Genomic DNA, 15,792 nt, shown 5'->3' with positions numbered 1-15,792 from the left:
CATGCGAGCCCAAGCCCACTCCCCCGAACATTTGCTCACCCTTGCACGCCAGGTGCTCGACATCGAGGCCGACGCGTTGCGTGTGATGTCGTCCCGTCTCGACAGCGGTTTTGCCGAAGCCGTGAACCTGATCCTGGCCTGCAGCGGCCGCGTCGTCGTATCCGGCATGGGCAAGTCGGGCCACGTCGGCGGCAAGATCGCCGCCACCCTGGCGTCCACCGGCACCCCCGCGTTTTTCATGCATCCGGGCGAAGCCAGCCACGGCGACCTCGGCATGATCGCCCCCAACGACGTGGTGCTGGCGCTGTCGAACTCGGGCGAAAGCAACGAAATCGTCAGCATCGTGCCGCTGATCAAACGGCGCGGCGCCAAGCTGATCGCCATGACCGGCAACCCCGCTTCGACCATGGCGCAGGAGGCCGATGTGCATCTCGATGCCAGCGTCGACAAGGAAGCCTGTCCGCTCAACCTCGCGCCCACTGCCAGCACCACCGCTGCGCTCGCGCTGGGCGACGCGCTTGCGGTCGCCCTGCTCGATGCACGCGGCTTCTCCGCCGACGACTTCGCCCGCACCCATCCGGGCGGCAGCCTCGGGCGGCGCCTGCTGATTCATGTGCGCGACGTCATGCACACCGGCGACGCGCTGCCGGCGATCGATCGCGAAGCCTCGCTCAAAACCGCCCTGCTCGAAATGACGCAAAAGGGGCTCGGCATGACGGCCGTGGTCGACGCTGCCGGCAAAGTTGCGGGCGTCTTCACCGATGGCGATTTGCGCCGCGCACTGGAACACGCGCTCGATCTGCAGCAAGCCCGCGTGATCGACCTGATGACACCGAATCCCAAAACAATCCGCGCGGACGAACTCGCCGTGGCGGCGGTAGAGAAAATGCAAACCCTGAAAATCAACGGCCTGCTGGTGGTCGATGCCGACCACCAGCTGGTAGGCGCACTCAATATGCACGACCTCCTGAAAGCGGGCGTGGTGTGATGACCGTGGAAACCATGAATCCGGCCCTGATCGCCCGCGCCCAAAAAATCAGACTGATCGCATTCGATGTCGATGGCGTGATGACCGACGGCACCCTGTTTCTGGCCGACGACGGACAGGAATACAAGGGCTTCAATTCGCTCGACGGCCACGGCCTGAAAATGCTCAAGAGCAGCGGTGTCGAACTCGCCATCATTACCGGTCGCACGTCGCGGGTTGTGACGCAGCGCGCCAGCAACCTCGGCATCGAAATCATCCACCAGGGCGCGCACGACAAACTGGCGGTGTACGAAGCCTTGTGCCGCGAACTCGATATCGCCTGCGAAGCCACCGCCTACATGGGCGACGACGTGGTCGACCTGCCGGTGATGCGGCGTGCCGGTCTGGCCATCAGCGTGCCGGCCGCGCCCGAGCTGGTCAAGGCGCACAGTCATTACATCACCGCGCGCGAGGCCGGACACGGCGCCGTGCGCGAAGCCTGCGAATTCCTGATGCGGGCGCAGGGCACGCTCGATGCTGCGCTGGCGCCCTATCTGAAGTGATGCGCCGGACCCGCTTCTTCCCTGCCGGCGGCCCGGGCGTCTGATGAACGCTCGCGGGTCACTGTGGCTGCCGCTGGTCGTCCTGCTGCTGCTGGCTGCGCTGAGCTACTGGATCGAGCGCGCGGTACAAGCGCCGTCAGCCAACGGACAAGTGACGAAAACCAGCCCGGAAGGCATCATGGAAAATTTCGAAGCCTTGCGCACCGACATGACGGGCAAACCCCAATACCGGCTGTCGGCAACGCGCCTCAAACACTACACCGGCACCAAACGCACCGAGATGGAATCACCGCACTTTATCCAGTTGAGCACCGAGACGGGCGAGATCGACACCACGGCCAGGCAGGCTACCGTTTCAGCCGAAGGCGATGAAATCGACCTGCAGGGCGATGTCAGGGTCGTGCGCGCCGCCCGCCCGGGGCAATCGGCCATGACCCTGCGGACTGCGCGGCTGCTGGCCTATCCCGAAAGCGATCTGCTGCGCGCCCCGGGTCCGGTCGACATCCATGACGACACGCTGGACATGCGGGCGGGCGGCATGACGTATTACGCCAAACGCCGCTCCATCGAACTGAGCGGACGCGTCAAAGCCACTTACCTTTCCAGAAAGTCATAAGCACCATGCACATCTTGAAAATGGGAATTTACGCCGCGCTGTGCGCCGGCCTGCTTGTCTCCCCGGCGCATGCCGAGAAGGCGGACCGCGACAAGCCCGTCAACATCGAGGCCGATAGCGTCACCCTCGACGACGTCAAGAAAATCAGCGTTTACGCCGGCAATGTCATCCTCACGCAGGGCACCCTGATGCTGCGTGCCGACCGCATACAGGCCACGCAAAACGCCACCGGTCTCGACAAACTCAGTGCCGTCGGCCGCCCGGTGGCGTTCCGCCAGAAGCTGGACGACAGCGAAGACGTAATCGAAGGCGTGTCCGACCGTATCGAGTTCGACAGCGTCACCAACCAGATCGAACTGATCGGTCAGGCGCACTTGCAGCGCGGCAGCGACGAACTGCGCGGTGCGCGGATTTCCTACAATGCCAACACCGGGTTTTACAAGGTGGTGGGGCAACCCAACGCCACCGACCCCACCGGCCGCGTGCGTGCCACCATCCTGCCAAAACCGCGCGCAGCGCAGCCTGCCGCCCAACCATGAGCCAGATTTCCGCCCGCAACCTGAAAAAAACCTACGGCAAGCGAACCGTGGTACACGACGTCTCGTTCGACGTCGGCAGCGGCGAGGTCGTCGGCCTGCTGGGCCCCAACGGGGCGGGCAAGACCACCTGTTTCTATATGGTGATCGGGTTGGTGGGCGTGGATGGCGGCAACGTCCACCTGGATACGCACGACCTCACCCACATGGCGATCCACCAGCGCGCGCGCATGGGGCTGTCCTATTTGCCACAGGAACCGTCCATCTTCCGCAAACTGACGGTGGAAGAAAATGTCCGCGCCATTCTCGAACTCAAGTCTTACAGCAAAAGCGAACGCGAAGACCATCTCGACAATCTGCTGAATGACCTGCACATCGAACATTTGCGCGAAGCCACTGCCGTCAGCCTGTCGGGCGGGGAGCGTCGCCGGGTGGAAATCGCCCGCGCCCTGGCAATCAACCCGCGTTTCATCCTGCTCGACGAACCCTTTGCCGGCGTCGACCCCATCGCCGTGCTCGACATCCAGAAACTGGTGCATTTCCTGGTCGAACGCGAGATCGGCGTGCTGATCACCGACCACAATGTGCGCGAAACCCTGGGCATTTGCGATCGCGCTTACATCATCAACGAAGGCCGCGTGCTCATCTCGGGCACACCAGACCTCATCATTCAGGATGAGATTGCACGCAAAGTGTATCTGGGTGAAAACTTTCGCCTGTAGCCTTTATATATGTCGGACAATCGCTTCACGAACTTCTCAAGACGGCACGGTTTTTGCCGTAGACCCATGCTATGAAGCACAGCCTCCAGCTAAAACTTGGTCAGCACCTCACCCTGACGCCCCAACTGCAACAGTCCATCCGGCTGTTGCAGTTGTCGACGCTCGAGCTGAACCAGGAACTGGAGCAGATGCTGCAGGACAATCCGCTGCTGGAACGCGAGGAAGAGGACGACGTTGCAGCTGCCGCAGCCGAGCTCCCGGCGCACACGGCCGAAGCCGAGGCGCAAACCACCGACGCCCCCCCCGCTGACGCACCGGAGAGCGCCGACACCGAAACGGCGACCTCGCTGGACGACTCCGACTGGAACGATTACAGCGCGGCGGGGGGCGACGACGACGATACCGATTCGGCGCAAGGTTCGGTTTCGGGTGCCAGCCTGCGCGAGCACCTGCTGAATCAATTGATCGTCAGCCCGCTCACCCTGCGGGACCGCACCCTGGTCGCCGCGCTGATCGACGATCTCGACGAGGCGGGCCTCCTCACCCAGCCGCTGCCCGACATCGTCGCCGGCCTGCAAGCCGAAATCGAAGAGCTCGATCCGGAAGAAGTCGATACCGCCCTGAAGCACCTGCAGAACATGGACCCGACCGGGGTCGGCGCGCGCAATCTGGCCGAATGTCTGACCCTGCAATTGCGCGCCTTGCCGGCCGACACACCGATACGCGACATCGCCATCGAATTGACCTCGCATCATCTCAGTCTGCTGGCCGCGCGCGATGTCGGCAAGCTCAAGAAAATGCTCGGCATCGACGACCCGACCCTGCGTGCCGTACGCGCCCTGATTCTGTCGCTCAACCCGCGCCCGGGCGCCCGTTTCGCCGCAGACGAAACGCATTACGTCATCCCCGATGTCTACGTCCGCCGCGTCAAGGGCATGTGGATCGCCAGTCTCAACGCCGACGCCATGCCCAAGCTGCGCGTCAACCGCGTGTACGCCGACATCCTGTCGCGCCATCGCGAAAGCGGCGGCAGCCAGCAGCTGGCCAGCCAGTTGCAGGAAGCCCGCTGGCTGATCAAGAACGTGCAACAACGCTTCGACACCATCCTGCGGGTATCGCAGGCCATCGTGGACCGCCAGAAGAGCTTTCTCGAACACGGCGAAGTGGCCATGCGTCCCCTGGTGCTGCGTGAAATCGCCGACGTGGTGGAATTGCACGAGTCGACCATTTCGCGCGTCACCACGCAAAAATTCATGATGACGCCGCGCGGCCTCTACGAACTCAAGTACTTCTTCGGCAGCCATGTCTCCACCGACAGCGGCGGCGCCTGTTCGTCGACCGCCATCCGCGCCCTGATCAAGCAGCTGATCGCCGCCGAAAGCCCCAAAAGACCGCTTTCGGATGGCCAACTCGCGGACGAACTCGGCCGTCAGGGCATCGTTGTCGCACGCCGCACCGTGGCCAAATATCGCGAATCGCTGCAGATCCCGACCGCCAACATGCGGCGCGCACTCTGAGCATTCAAGACCTTATGGTCTATTCGGCTCAATTTTTTGCACTGCGCTTGAATGTGCCCCACTTTCGTCCCACAATGAAAACGAGCGGGACGAATCGCTCCTGCAATGGGTGTCGCGCATCCCATTTCAGTTTTCCCCAGCAGACCTAGGAGGCTTTATGAATTTGACGATTTCCGGCCATCATCTGGAAGTGACCCCTTCCATTCGCAGCTACGTTTCCGAGAAGCTCGACCGCGTTAAACGTCACTTCGACCATGTCATCAACATCAACGTCATCATGCAAGTCGAAAAGCTGGTGCACAAAGTTGAAGCCACCCTGCACGTTAAAGGCCACGACTTCCACGCGCATAGCGAGGATGGCAACATGTACGCCGCAATTGACCTTCTGGCCGACAAACTGGATCGCCAGATCGTCAAGCACAAGGAAAAAACCTCAGACGTCCACCAGGGTGACGGCGGCTTGAAACACCAGCCGACCGAAACCGCAGCCTGAATACGTGCCTGGGGCGGTTTCTCCCCCCAGGCGTATAATTTACCGGCTCCGGACACCCTCAACCGGTCTAGCCATCAGCATGAACCTCATCGCCCCCCTCATTACTGCAGACACAGCCTTGCTGGATGTCAGCTTTACCAGCAAGAAAAAGCTGTTCGAACACGCTGCCGATCTGTTTGCGCGGATTCACGGCCTCAAGTCCTCCGATATCTTCACCAGCCTGTTTGAACGTGAACGGCTGGGCTCGACCGCGCTGGGCTGCGGCATCGCCATACCGCACGGCCGCATCAAGGGCCTGAAAAATGCCTGCGGCGTGTTTTACCGCCTGCAAACCCCGCTCGAATTCGACGCACCCGACAACCAGCCGGTCTCGATCTGCTTCGTTCTGCTGGTGCCGCAAGACGCCAACGAGCAGCATCTGCAAATCCTCGGCGAACTGGCGCAGCTGTTCGGCGACGATGCCATGCGCACGAAGCTGCTGGCCATCGCCACCCCGGACGAGCTCATTGCGCTGGTCAGCGCATGGACAAGCTGAACGCGCCTTTCTGCGCATGAACGATCTCGTCCACGTTTCCGTCGAGAGCCTGTTCCGCGACATGGCGGAACAGCTAAACCTCAACTGGATTGCTGGCCACAACGGCGGACAACGCAGCCTGTCTTCGGAAACCATCCAGAAACCGACGCTGGCACTCATCGGTCACCTCAACTTTGTTCACCCCAACCGGGTGCAAGTGCTGGGCTGCGCCGAAATGGACTACCTGCGCGGCCTGACGCCCGCCGGCCTGCAATACGCGATCAACCACCTGTTTTCGACCGAGCTCGCCGCCATCATTGTGTCCAATGGCGAAGACGTGCCCGAGACCTTGCGCGAAAGCGCCGAGAAAACCCAGACCCCGCTGTTCACCTCGAATCTGGCAAGCCCGATTCTGATGTCTCATCTGGGGCATTACCTGACCCAGCGTCTGGCCGATGCCACCTCGATCCATGGCGTCTTCCTCGAAGTGCTGGGCACCGGCGTTTTGATCAAGGGCGATGCCGGCGTCGGCAAGAGCGAACTGGCGCTGGAACTGATTACCCGCGGCCACCGTCTGGTTGCCGATGACGTGGTCGACCTCAAACATGTTGCGCCGGAAATTCTCGAAGGCACCTGTCCATCGCTGATCCGCGACTTTCTCGAAGTGCGCGGGCTCGGCATCCTCAATATCCGCTTCTTGTTCGGCGAAACGGCGGTGAAGCTGCAGAAGAACCTCAAGCTCATCGTCGAACTGGTCCACCCCGAAGAAATCGGCGAGGTCGGCCTCAACCGCATCGACATGGTGGCGTCGACCGAAACCATACTCGGCGTCGCCATTCCCAAGGTGCGCGTCCCGGTTGCGGCAGGCCGCAACCTCGCGGTGCTGGTCGAGGTCGCAGTGCGCAACAACATTCTCAAAAGCCGCGGCATCAACCCGGTCGAGCAGTTCATCAAGCGCCAGCAGGCGGCGATCGACGAGGCAAGCTGAATGCAGATCGTTCTGGTTTCCGGCTTGTCTGGCTCGGGCAAAAGCATCGCCATCGCGGTGCTGGAAGACATCGGCTTTTACTGCGTCGACAATCTGCCGCTGGCGATGCTGCCGGCGCTGGTCGAGCAGCTGACTGCCGATGGCCATACCCGCATCGCCATCGCCATCGACGCGCGCAGCGGCGCGAGTTTCGCGCAACTGCCGCAGATTGCCGACACGCTGCGTGAGCAGGGTTCCGATCTGCGGATCGTTTTTCTCGAAGCCAAAACCCTGTCGCTGGTCAAACGCTTTTCCGAAACCCGGCGCCGCCACCCGCTGTCCAGCGACAGCGTTTCCCTGCAGGAAGCGATCCAGCTCGAACGCGAAATGCTGGCCGACATCGCGCCCCTGGGGAGCCGTATCGACACCAGCGACCTGTCCCCCTCGGCGCTGCGGCTATGGATCAAGGAACTGATCGGCCAGGACCGTTCGCGCATCACGCTGCTGTTCGAGTCTTTCGGGTTCAAGCACGGCATACCGCTCGACGCCGACATGGTGTTCGACGTGCGTTGCCTGCCCAATCCGCATTACGTTCCCGAATTGCGCCCGCTCACGGGCCGCGACCAGCCGATTCGGGATTACCTCGAGGCCAGCCCTGACGCCATGGCGCTGCTGGCCGACATCCGTGCTTTTGTCGAGAACTGGCTGCCCTGCTTTATCCGCGACCACCGCGCCTACCTCACGGTCGCCATCGGCTGTACCGGCGGCCAGCACCGCAGCGTGTACTTCGCCGAAACCCTGGCTGCCGCCTTCCGCGAACGCGAACAAGTGCTGGTGCGGCACCGCGAGTTGTCCTGATGCGGTTTATCCGGGAGCTGAATTGAGTGTGCTGCGCATCGGCGACATCGGCGTGTTGCTGGCGGGCAGCAGCCTCGTGGCGGGGTTGACGATGTGGGCCTGGGGCGGCGACCGCGGCGATGCGGCCATCATCCGTGCCGCTGGTCAGGTGGTTGAAACAGCCTCGCTCACGCACGCGCAAACCTTCACCGTCAACGGCCCGCTCGGCATCACCCGGGTTGAAATCCAGCCCGGCCGCGCCCGCATCGCACGCGATCCTTCGCCGCGACAGCTGTGCGTCAAGCAGGGCTGGCTCACGCAATCCGGCCAAGCGGCGCTGTGCCTGCCGAATCAGGTCAGCCTCGAAATCCGCGGCCGCGACCGCGCCTATGACACGCTCGGCTATTGAACTGCCGGTCAACGCCGACGACCGCCGGATTGCCCGCCTAGCCGCATGGGCCATTGGCCTGACGCTGGCCGAGGCTGCCATCCCCAGCCCGCTCCCGGGCGTCAAACCGGGGCTCGCCAACATCGTCATCCTGCTGGTGCTGCTGCAACACGGCTGGCGGGCAGCGGCCTGGGTGTCCGCCCTGCGCGTGCTGGCCGGCGGCCTGCTGTTCGGCAGCCTGTTTGCGCCGGGCTTCTGGCTGTCGGCCGCGGGCGCCTGTAGCAGCCTGCTGGTACTGGCGCTGGTGCGCTACCTGCCGCGCAGCCATTTCGGTCCGGTCAGCCTGTCGGTGCTGGCGGCGTTCGGTCACATCGGCGGCCAGCTCGCGCTGGCTGGATGGTGGCTGCTGCCGGGCGTTGCGCTGATCAAACTGCTGCCGGTTTTCGCCGCTGCCGCCCTGGTTTTCGGGGCAGTCAACGGCATTATCGTGGCACGCGTGCTTGCCGCCCCTGCATCAGACAGGCGACAATCCGGGCCATGCCTACTTCCCTGACTCCCCAATGAACGCTGTCACCCTCGCCCTGTCCGGTGCCTCCGGCATGGCCTATGGCCTGCGTTTGCTCGAATGCCTGCTGGCTGCCGACATCGACGTGAATCTGCTGGTTTCGCACGCCGCGCATCTGGTCACCAAACAGGAACTCGGCGTGGCATTGCCCGCTCGCGCCAGCGATCTCGAATACCAGTTGTCGGAAAGCCTCGACACCCGCGACGGCCAGCTGCGCGTGTATGGCCGCGAAGACTGGAATGCCCCGGTCGCCTCCGGCTCCAATCCGGCCGACGCGATGGTGATCTGTCCCTGTTCGATGGGCACGCTCGCCGCGATTGCGCATGGCACGTCGGACAACCTGATCGAGCGTGCGGCCGACGTCATGCTGAAGGAGCAGAAGAAGCTGATTCTGGTACCTCGCGAAGCGCCGTTTTCCACCCTGCATCTCGAAAACATGCTGAAGCTGTCACGCATGAATGCGGTGATCCTGCCGGCCAATCCCGGCTTCTATCACCGCCCGCAATCGGTCGAGGACATCATCGACTTCATCGTCGCGCGCATCCTCGACCAGCTCGGCGTCGAGCACGCGCTGATGGAACGCTGGGGTGAAACACGGTGATCGCCCATATTGAGTGCAGCACGCTGCCCTTGTTCCCGCTCAATACGCTGGTCTTCCCCGGCGGCCGTTTGCCGCTGCGCATCTTCGAGCAGCGCTATCTCGACATGGTCAAACAGGCCATCGCCGACAACACGCCATTCGGCATCTGCGCCATCCGCGAAGGCAACGAAGTTGGCGCGCCTGCGACGCCTTACGACATCGGCACCCAGGTACGCATCACCGACTGGGACATGCCGCAAACCGGCATCCTGCATATCGACACCCAGGCGCAGGAGCGCTTCGTCGTCCGCAGCATCCAGGCCCAAGCCAACGGCCTGCTCATCGGCACCGTGGAGCCGGTCAGCGTCGAAACCATTGCCCCCATCCCTGGCGACCTGCTGCTCGCGGCCGAAATCCTGCGCCACATCGTCAAGGAATACGGCGATGCGCATTTCCCGACGCCGCACCATTTCGACGACGCGGTATGGGTGGGCTACCGCCTGTCCGAAGTGTTGCCGCTCAAACTCAGCACCAAGCAGAACCTGCTGGAAATGAACGACAGCGTGGAGCGCCTGCGCATCCTCAGCGAAATCCTCAAGAAACAGATCAACTGATGGCGCGTTTCTACCCGGAACTCGAAGCCCGGCACTGCGACTTCATCGCAGCGCAGAAAATGTTCTTCACCGCCAGCGGCACCGCCAGCAGCCGCCTCAACCTCTCGCCCAAAGGCATGGACAGCCTGCGCGTACTGTCGCCCAGCCGCGTTGCTTACCTTGACCTAACCGGCAGCGGCAACGAAACCGCCGCCCATCTCAAACACGATGGCCGCATGACGCTGATGTGGTGCAGCTTCGACGCCGACCCGCTCATCCTGCGGCTCTATGGACGCGGCCGCGCCGTGCGCCGGCAGGATGCCACATGGGGCGAACTGCGCGCGCACTTCCCCGCGCTGCCTGGCGAACGCCAGCTCATCGTGCTCGACATCGAATCGGTGCAAACCTCGTGCGGCTACGCCGTGCCGCGTTACACCTATGCGGGCGAACGCGACACGCTGGCGCGCTGGGCCGAAAAAAAGGGCACCATCGGCCTGCTGGAGTACTGGCGCGAAAAAAACCAGCTCAGCATCGACGGCCTGACAACCGGTTTACTGGAGAACACCTGATGAAACGCATCCTGATCCCACTGGCTTTGTTCTTGAGCGCTTGCGACGCCAGTCCGCCGCCACAACCGCAAACCGAGCGCCAACCCAATCCGGTATTCGAAACCCAGATTCAGGCAGTGAAAAAAGCCGAAGCGGTCGAGGGGCAAGTGATGGATGCGGCCGAAGCGCAGCGCAAACAGATGGAAGAAGCGGCGCAGTAATAAGCGCTGCGAAGAGTTCAAACGCGTTGTCCGGCTGCCGCTGAAGCCAGGGAAACACGCCGAGTGATCGCTTACCGATCCGCAATCAATTGCTGCACCACGGCGCCTGCCAGCATCAACCCGAACAGCGGCGGCATGTAGCTGATGGTGCCGTTGACGGCGCGTGCACGGCCGCGGCCTTCCACCGGCTGCGGCGGCAGCGGCGCGCGTCCGGGCTCGTCGGAAAACACGGTCAGCACGCCTTTCGGAATCCCGCGCTTGCGCAGCCGTTTGCGCATCACCGATGCCAGCGGGCACATCTCGGTTTTCGAAATATCGGCGATCTGGATGCGGCGCGGATCGAGCTTGTTGCCCGCGCCCATGCTGGAGGCCACCCGCAGCCCGCGTTCGAAGCTGCTGGCCACCAGCGCAACCTTGCAATTGAGCGAGTCGATGCAATCGATCACGTAGTCGACGTCGGCCGGCACGATGTCGGCCACGGTTTCGGGCACCAGAAATTCACGAATCACGGTCAGTTCGCACGCCGGATTGATGTCGCGAATGCGCGCCGCCATCAGCTCGGCTTTCGCCTGCCCCACGGTAGACAGCAGCGCGGGCAACTGGCGGTTGATGTTCGAGGTAGCGACCACGTCGTGATCGATGATCGTCAGCCGCCCCACCCCCGCACGCGCCAGCGCCTCGGCGCAATAGGAGCCGACACCGCCCAGCCCGGCCACCAGTACGTGCGCCTGGGCAAGCCGCGTCTGCTCGCTGGGTTCGAGCAGAATCCGGGTACGTTCAAATTGGGGCGGCTGGGGAGCATCCATCGGCTAAAATTCTCTTATGGTGAAATGGCTGGTCACACTGCTTCTGGCATTACTGATCCTGGGCCTGCTCACGCCATGGCTCAATCGCCTCGGCCTGGGCCGTCTGCCCGGCGACCTGCAGATCAAACGCAAGCGCGGCGTATTTTACTTCCCCTTCACCAGCGTCATTCTCACGTCGCTGTTTCTTTCCTTGCTCACTTACCTGTTGGGCCGATGAACAAAGCTTTCGTAAAAGAATCCGACGCAGCCGACGACGACGTGGACGACCTCGCCGCGCCCGCCCTGCCTGTCGGTACCAAGAATTACATGACGCCCGCGGGCTATGCGCAGCTCGATGCCGAATTCAACCAGTTGTGGAAAGTCGAACGCCCCAAGCTGGTGGAAACCATCCACTGGGCCGCGAGCAATGGCGACCGCTCGGAAAACGGCGATTACATCTACGGCAAAAAACGCCTGCGCGAAATCGACCGCCGCATCCGCTTCCTGTCCAAACGGCTTGAGCACGCAGAGGTCGTCGACCCCGCCACCCGCGAAGACACCGACCAGGTATTTTTCGGCGCCACCGTCACCGTCGCCGACCGGGACGGCAAAGAATCCACCTACGCCATCGTCGGCGTCGACGAAGCCGACGCCGGACGCGGCCACATCGCCTGGATTTCGCCGATGGCGCGCGCGCTGCTGAAAGCGCGCGAAGGCGATACCGTCAGCGTGCAAACGCCGGACGGACGGCGCGAGGTGGAAATCATCGAGGTCCGCTACGTCGCGCTGGATTAGGCTGGGACCAGCTCAGGCAATGGCACGTAATCCATGCATTGATTTCGGCGCGGCTTCGCCGCACAAAGCCCCCTGAATCCTGGCCCCTGAATCCTGATCCCTGCTCCTCAGTTCAGCACACTCGCCAGCAGCCGCCGATAACGGCTCACCAGTTCGCCGCCGCCCAGCAGATCGAACACGGTCAGCAACGTCGTGCGGCCGACGTCGTCCTGAAAGCCGCGGTCGCGGCGCACGATTTCGAGCAGCTGCTCCATGCCATCCTCGTAACGCTGCCCGGCAATCGCCAGCTTGGCGAGCGCGAGGCGGGCTTCGAGGTCGTTGGCGTCAGCGGCGATGCGCGCCTGCAGCGCCATTTCGTCGGCGCCCGCCGCGCCCAGAAACTGCAGCCGCGCCTTGAGATGCGGCACGCGTGGGTCGGCATCGTCCGCCACGTTGCCGATCAGGCGTTGCGCTTCTTCGGCTTCGCGCAGATCCAGCATGATTTCCGCAGCGTCGAGGCGGATGCCGACATCATCAGGGCTCAGTCTGGACGCGTCGGCCAGCAGTTGCAGCGCCGCGCCCGGATCGCCCGCCGCGCGTGCCACGGCGGCTTGCGCGCGCAACTCGTCCGCCGGGCCGGGAATCAGCCGGTCGAGAAATGCGCGCACCTCGGCCTCAGGCAGCGCGCCGGAAAACTCATCGACCATTTCACCGTTGACGAAGGCCTTGACGGCCGGGATGCCGCGCACGCCGTATTGTTGCGACAGCGCCTGGTTGTCGTCGGCATTGACCTTGGCGAGACGAAATTTGCCGCCATATTCGGCGGCCAGTTTTTCCAGAATGGGTTTGAGCGATTTGCACGGCCCGCACCACGGCGCCCAGAAATCGACCACGACCGGGCGCGTACGGGATTCGTCGAGAACGGCCACCTGAAAATCAGGCAGGTTGATGTCGAGATCAAAATCAGCCATGCGGGTTCCCCCTTAAATCTGGCGCGCCAGTTCCGCCGCCACGCCGGTGTAGCTGGCTGGCGTCATCGCCTTGAGGCGCGTTTTCTCGGCGGACGGAATCGCCAGCCCGTCGATGAACAGATGCAGCGCTGCCTGCGTGATGCCGCCCTTGCCGCGCGTCAGCTCTTTCAGCTGCTCGTAAGGATTGGCGATGCCGTAACGGCGCATCACGGTCTGCACCGGTTCCGCCAGCACGTCCCAGCTCGCATCGAGGTCGGCGGCGAGCGCAGCCGGATTGGCTTCGAGCTTGCCCAGACCGCGCAGGCAGGACTCGTAGGCCAGCAGGCTGTAGCCGAAACCGACGCCCATGTTGCGCAACACAGTGGAATCGGTGAGATCGCGCTGCCAGCGCGAGATCGGCAGCTTTTCGGCCAGGTGGCGCAGCATCGCATTGGCCAGCCCGAGATTGCCTTCGCTGTTTTCGAAGTCGATCGGATTGACCTTGTGCGGCATGGTGCTGGAGCCGACCTCGCCGGCTTTCACCTTCTGCTTGAAGTAGCCGACCGAGATATAGCCCCAGACATCGCGGTTGAGATCGATGAGGATGGTATTGGCGCGCGCGATGCCATCGAACAGTTCGGCCATGGCGTCGTGCGGCTCGATCTGGATGGTGTAGGGGTTGAAACCGAGGCCCAGATCGCGTACGAATCCCTGTGCGAAGCCTTCCCAGTCGAAGTCCGGATAGGCTGCCAGATGCGCGTTGTAGTTGCCGACCGCGCCATTGATCTTGCCCAGCAGCTCGATCGAGCTCAAGGCATCCCAGGCGCGGCGCAGGCGGTACACCACGTTGGCGATTTCCTTGCCGACGGTGGTCGGCGAGGCGGGCTGGCCGTGGGTGCGCGACAGCATCGGCAAGTCGGCGAATGCGTGCGCCAGCTCGGTCAGGCGCACGATCAGCTTTTCCAGCGCCGGCAGCAGCACGCCATCGCGCGCGCCTTTCAGCATCAGGCCGTGCGACAGGTTGTTGATGTCTTCCGAGGTACAGGCGAAGTGAATGAATTCCGACACCGCGGCGATTTCGGCGTTGCCCTGGGTCTTTTCCTTGAGGAAATACTCGACCGCCTTGACATCGTGATTGGTCGTCGCCTCGATGGCCTTCACGCGCTCCGCATCCGCCACCGAAAAGGTGTCGGCGATGCCGTCCAGCAGGCCGATGGCGGCTGCCGAAAACGCCGGCACTTCGGCGATGGAAGCTTCCGCCGCCAGCGCCTTCAACCATTCGATCTCGACGATGACACGGTATTTGATCAGCGCGTATTCGCTGAAAAAATCGCGCAGGCTGGCGGTCTTGCTGCCGTAGCGGCCGTCGAGCGGCGACAGGGCGGTGAGTGCGGTGAGTTCCATCGAGTTGTCCGGTATTAGGTTATTAAGGTTCAGAATTAAAATGTCCTCCCGAAAAAATTCGAGAGAGCGTCACGGCTTTAACGTGGAATATCAGCCAATTCCACCGGCGCGTCCACCGCTCCACGCCGCGCTGAGATATCGCGCTCGGCGGTCTCGATCATGCCTTTGAGCAACTGCGTATTCTTGCTCATGGTGTCCAGCGCCTGGCTGCGGAAGGTGTCCATCGCATCCATCGCGCGACTGGTATTGTCGAACGCGGTTTTCAGTTGCTCGACTGCGATGACGGGGTCGGATGAAAACGCGCCGGTGGTTTCCACATGCTTGCCGATCATCACCGAGGTTTGCTCGATCAGATCGCCGATGGCGGCTGAACCCGCGTTGAGCATTTCCATGACCTTGGTTTGTGCACCGACAGCGCGCGCGACGGCCTGAGCGGTGGCGAGTGCGCTCATGCCGGTGGTTGCCATGCGGTCGCAACCGTTGACCAGCTCGCGACCGGTTTTTTTCAGGATGCCGATCTGGCGATAGGCGTTGATATTCACCAGTTGTTGCGCCAGCAAATCGGAATGCACCTGCCGCACATAGAACAGCACTTCCTGCTCCACTGCTTCCGCTTTTAGCAAGTTGGTTTGCTTTAAGCTGGCGACTTCACTGACCAGACGCCCGTCGAGTTTCTCGGCAAAGAATGCCGCTTCGCGAATGCGGTTCATGCCTTCCCACAATTGGCCTTCCATGTCGGCCAACGCGGTGATGTCACGCTTGATTTCTTCCTGCGCGGTGCGCAGTTCGCGCATCAGTTTGGCGATTTCGCCACCTGCCGAATCAAACTTGCGGAAGTAGGCTTGCAGTTTGTTGCCGTAGGGGATCAGGCCGAATAACTTGTGTGGCGACAGCAAGTCGCCCGCGCGTGACGGATTGAGGTCAGCGAATATCGTGCGCAGCTCGTTGATGGTTTTGAACGCAAGGCTGTCGGAAAAGCCAACGAAATTCTTGTCCATGAAACGCCCGGTGAGCGCGCTCGAACTGGCAATCGACTGCCGCCCCAACGCGTTCGCTGCATCCAGCTTGACACGGAACTCTTCGCTGCCGAGATCCGCAGCGAGCAGGCCCTGCACATAGGTTTCAACCTGCATTGCGAGCGCGTCGGCACGCTCGGGTTTGAGTGCGACGATCAGGTTGGCGTCAGCCGTTGCAACCGGAGTCAGCACCTCGGGTGGCGTCAGGACGATGGGCGTGTTTTGCGTTTCCATGT

Annotated in this window: 22 protein-coding genes; 18 read left to right on the top strand and 4 right to left on the bottom strand. The window is 62.6% G+C overall.

The annotated features are described in order from the left end of the window. The first annotated feature begins 1 nt into the window (after position 1). The 16 genes from IV098_RS06825 (at position 2) to IV098_RS06750 (ending at position 10,627) form a co-directional block, all read left to right on the top strand. Entirely contained in the window at positions 2-988 is a 987-nt protein-coding gene (locus tag IV098_RS06825) for a KpsF/GutQ family sugar-phosphate isomerase (protein WP_296888144.1), read from the top strand. Continuing rightward, a complete protein-coding gene (locus IV098_RS06820; RefSeq protein WP_296887370.1) occupies positions 988-1,530 on the top strand; it encodes an HAD family hydrolase in 543 nt (180 codons plus the stop codon). The genes IV098_RS06825 and IV098_RS06820 overlap by 1 nt, the downstream gene beginning before the upstream one ends. A 43-nt stretch (positions 1,531-1,573) precedes the next feature. Continuing rightward, positions 1,574-2,146: an LPS export ABC transporter periplasmic protein LptC gene (lptC, locus tag IV098_RS06815; RefSeq protein WP_296887368.1), complete on the top strand. Its 573-nt coding sequence runs from the start codon at positions 1,574-1,576 to the stop codon at positions 2,144-2,146. Positions 2,147-2,151: 5 nt separating this feature from the next. Continuing rightward, positions 2,152-2,685 (top strand): lipopolysaccharide transport periplasmic protein LptA, encoded by a 534-nt coding sequence (lptA, locus tag IV098_RS06810; protein WP_296887366.1) that lies wholly within the window; start codon positions 2,152-2,154, stop codon positions 2,683-2,685. Next, positions 2,682-3,404, top strand: coding sequence for an LPS export ABC transporter ATP-binding protein (gene lptB, locus IV098_RS06805; protein ID WP_296887363.1), 723 nt, complete (start codon positions 2,682-2,684; stop codon positions 3,402-3,404). The genes lptA and lptB overlap by 4 nt, the downstream gene beginning before the upstream one ends. Positions 3,405-3,475: 71 nt before the next feature. Beyond that, on the top strand, positions 3,476-4,921 hold the full coding sequence (locus IV098_RS06800; RefSeq protein ID WP_296887361.1) for an RNA polymerase factor sigma-54: 1,446 nt from the start codon (positions 3,476-3,478) through the stop codon (positions 4,919-4,921). 157 nt (positions 4,922-5,078) lie between these two features. Next, entirely contained in the window at positions 5,079-5,414 is a 336-nt protein-coding gene (gene raiA, locus IV098_RS06795) for a ribosome-associated translation inhibitor RaiA (RefSeq protein ID WP_296887359.1), read from the top strand. Between the two features lie 79 nt (positions 5,415-5,493). Next, positions 5,494-5,949, top strand: coding sequence for a PTS sugar transporter subunit IIA (locus tag IV098_RS06790; RefSeq protein WP_296887356.1), 456 nt, complete (start codon positions 5,494-5,496; stop codon positions 5,947-5,949). A 16-nt stretch (positions 5,950-5,965) separates the two neighbouring features. Further along, positions 5,966-6,916, top strand: a complete 951-nt coding sequence (hprK, locus tag IV098_RS06785) for an HPr(Ser) kinase/phosphatase (RefSeq protein WP_296887354.1) — start codon at positions 5,966-5,968, stop codon at positions 6,914-6,916. Beyond that, positions 6,917-7,753 carry an RNase adapter RapZ gene (gene rapZ, locus IV098_RS06780; RefSeq protein WP_296887352.1) on the top strand — a complete coding sequence of 279 codons (837 nt, stop codon included), beginning with the start codon at positions 6,917-6,919 and terminating at the stop codon, positions 7,751-7,753. It begins immediately after the preceding gene. A gap of 28 nt (positions 7,754-7,781) precedes the next feature. After that, positions 7,782-8,141, top strand: a complete 360-nt coding sequence (locus IV098_RS06775; protein ID WP_296888141.1) for a NusG domain II-containing protein — start codon at positions 7,782-7,784, stop codon at positions 8,139-8,141. Then, complete coding sequence (locus tag IV098_RS06770) at positions 8,122-8,673, top strand: Gx transporter family protein (protein ID WP_296887351.1); 552 nt, start codon at positions 8,122-8,124, stop codon at positions 8,671-8,673. Before IV098_RS06775 ends, IV098_RS06770 begins: the two co-directional genes overlap by 20 nt. A gap of 7 nt (positions 8,674-8,680) precedes the next feature. Then, positions 8,681-9,286, top strand: a complete 606-nt coding sequence (locus IV098_RS06765) for a flavin prenyltransferase UbiX (protein WP_296887349.1) — start codon at positions 8,681-8,683, stop codon at positions 9,284-9,286. Then, the gene (locus IV098_RS06760) at positions 9,283-9,879 is read left to right on the top strand and encodes an LON peptidase substrate-binding domain-containing protein (protein WP_296887347.1); all 597 of its coding nucleotides are present in this window, start codon (positions 9,283-9,285) and stop codon (positions 9,877-9,879) included. Before IV098_RS06765 ends, IV098_RS06760 begins: the two co-directional genes overlap by 4 nt. Beyond that, on the top strand, positions 9,879-10,427 hold the full coding sequence (locus tag IV098_RS06755) for a pyridoxamine 5'-phosphate oxidase family protein (RefSeq protein ID WP_296887345.1): 549 nt from the start codon (positions 9,879-9,881) through the stop codon (positions 10,425-10,427). The genes IV098_RS06760 and IV098_RS06755 overlap by 1 nt, the downstream gene beginning before the upstream one ends. Then, positions 10,427-10,627 (top strand): hypothetical protein, encoded by a 201-nt coding sequence (locus IV098_RS06750; protein ID WP_296887343.1) that lies wholly within the window; start codon positions 10,427-10,429, stop codon positions 10,625-10,627. The genes IV098_RS06755 and IV098_RS06750 overlap by 1 nt, the downstream gene beginning before the upstream one ends. A gap of 71 nt (positions 10,628-10,698) precedes the next feature. Here IV098_RS06750 and IV098_RS06745 read toward each other — a convergent pair whose 3' ends face one another. Beyond that, positions 10,699-11,433, bottom strand: a complete 735-nt coding sequence (locus IV098_RS06745) for a tRNA threonylcarbamoyladenosine dehydratase (protein WP_296887341.1) — start codon at positions 11,431-11,433, stop codon at positions 10,699-10,701. A gap of 16 nt (positions 11,434-11,449) precedes the next feature. Between IV098_RS06745 and IV098_RS06740 the strand changes: the two genes are divergently transcribed. Beyond that, positions 11,450-11,650, top strand: a complete 201-nt coding sequence (locus IV098_RS06740) for a DUF2905 domain-containing protein (RefSeq protein ID WP_296887339.1) — start codon at positions 11,450-11,452, stop codon at positions 11,648-11,650. Beyond that, positions 11,647-12,207: a transcription elongation factor GreB gene (gene greB / locus IV098_RS06735; RefSeq protein ID WP_296887337.1), complete on the top strand. Its 561-nt coding sequence runs from the start codon at positions 11,647-11,649 to the stop codon at positions 12,205-12,207. Before IV098_RS06740 ends, greB begins: the two co-directional genes overlap by 4 nt. Before the next feature lie 107 nt (positions 12,208-12,314). On the opposite strand, the gene IV098_RS06730 is transcribed toward greB, so the two are convergent. From IV098_RS06730 to IV098_RS06720, 3 genes are all read right to left on the bottom strand, one after another. Continuing rightward, entirely contained in the window at positions 12,315-13,157 is an 843-nt protein-coding gene (locus tag IV098_RS06730) for a co-chaperone YbbN (RefSeq protein ID WP_296887335.1), read from the bottom strand. Between the two features lie 12 nt (positions 13,158-13,169). Next, positions 13,170-14,540, bottom strand: coding sequence for an adenylosuccinate lyase (purB, locus tag IV098_RS06725; RefSeq protein ID WP_296887333.1), 1,371 nt, complete (start codon positions 14,538-14,540; stop codon positions 13,170-13,172). Between the two features lie 77 nt (positions 14,541-14,617). Continuing rightward, positions 14,618-15,790, bottom strand: a complete 1,173-nt coding sequence (locus IV098_RS06720) for a toxic anion resistance protein (RefSeq protein ID WP_296887331.1) — start codon at positions 15,788-15,790, stop codon at positions 14,618-14,620. Positions 15,791-15,792 lie beyond the last annotated feature (2 nt).

Origin of the sequence: Thiobacillus sp., from assembly GCF_018780105.1 — a bacterium.
In the GTDB taxonomy this organism is placed as follows: Bacteria; Pseudomonadota; Gammaproteobacteria; order Burkholderiales; family Thiobacillaceae; genus Thiobacillus.
This window is presented reverse-complemented; position numbering and strand designations above follow the sequence as displayed.

What these genes read in the sequence shown, in the direction of transcription:
- IV098_RS06825 (WP_296888144.1), top strand. Translation starts at nt 2, where the DNA reads ATGCGAGCCCAAGCCCACTCCCCCGAACATTTGCTCACCCTTGCACGC.
- IV098_RS06820 (WP_296887370.1), top strand. Translation starts at nt 988, where the DNA reads ATGACCGTGGAAACCATGAATCCGGCCCTGATCGCCCGCGCCCAAAAA.
- lptC (WP_296887368.1), top strand. Translation starts at nt 1,574, where the DNA reads ATGAACGCTCGCGGGTCACTGTGGCTGCCGCTGGTCGTCCTGCTGCTG.
- lptA (WP_296887366.1), top strand. Translation starts at nt 2,152, where the DNA reads ATGCACATCTTGAAAATGGGAATTTACGCCGCGCTGTGCGCCGGCCTG.
- lptB (WP_296887363.1), top strand. Translation starts at nt 2,682, where the DNA reads ATGAGCCAGATTTCCGCCCGCAACCTGAAAAAAACCTACGGCAAGCGA.
- IV098_RS06800 (WP_296887361.1), top strand. Translation starts at nt 3,476, where the DNA reads ATGAAGCACAGCCTCCAGCTAAAACTTGGTCAGCACCTCACCCTGACG.
- raiA (WP_296887359.1), top strand. Translation starts at nt 5,079, where the DNA reads ATGAATTTGACGATTTCCGGCCATCATCTGGAAGTGACCCCTTCCATT.
- IV098_RS06790 (WP_296887356.1), top strand. Translation starts at nt 5,494, where the DNA reads ATGAACCTCATCGCCCCCCTCATTACTGCAGACACAGCCTTGCTGGAT.
- hprK (WP_296887354.1), top strand. Translation starts at nt 5,966, where the DNA reads ATGAACGATCTCGTCCACGTTTCCGTCGAGAGCCTGTTCCGCGACATG.
- rapZ (WP_296887352.1), top strand. Translation starts at nt 6,917, where the DNA reads ATGCAGATCGTTCTGGTTTCCGGCTTGTCTGGCTCGGGCAAAAGCATC.
- IV098_RS06770 (WP_296887351.1), top strand. Translation starts at nt 8,122, where the DNA reads ATGACACGCTCGGCTATTGAACTGCCGGTCAACGCCGACGACCGCCGG.
- IV098_RS06765 (WP_296887349.1), top strand. Translation starts at nt 8,681, where the DNA reads ATGAACGCTGTCACCCTCGCCCTGTCCGGTGCCTCCGGCATGGCCTAT.
- IV098_RS06755 (WP_296887345.1), top strand. Translation starts at nt 9,879, where the DNA reads ATGGCGCGTTTCTACCCGGAACTCGAAGCCCGGCACTGCGACTTCATC.
- IV098_RS06750 (WP_296887343.1), top strand. Translation starts at nt 10,427, where the DNA reads ATGAAACGCATCCTGATCCCACTGGCTTTGTTCTTGAGCGCTTGCGAC.
- IV098_RS06745 (WP_296887341.1), bottom strand. Translation starts at nt 11,433, where the DNA reads ATGGATGCTCCCCAGCCGCCCCAATTTGAACGTACCCGGATTCTGCTC.
- IV098_RS06740 (WP_296887339.1), top strand. Translation starts at nt 11,450, where the DNA reads ATGGTGAAATGGCTGGTCACACTGCTTCTGGCATTACTGATCCTGGGC.
- greB (WP_296887337.1), top strand. Translation starts at nt 11,647, where the DNA reads ATGAACAAAGCTTTCGTAAAAGAATCCGACGCAGCCGACGACGACGTG.
- IV098_RS06730 (WP_296887335.1), bottom strand. Translation starts at nt 13,157, where the DNA reads ATGGCTGATTTTGATCTCGACATCAACCTGCCTGATTTTCAGGTGGCC.
- purB (WP_296887333.1), bottom strand. Translation starts at nt 14,540, where the DNA reads ATGGAACTCACCGCACTCACCGCCCTGTCGCCGCTCGACGGCCGCTAC.
- IV098_RS06720 (WP_296887331.1), bottom strand. Translation starts at nt 15,790, where the DNA reads ATGGAAACGCAAAACACGCCCATCGTCCTGACGCCACCCGAGGTGCTG.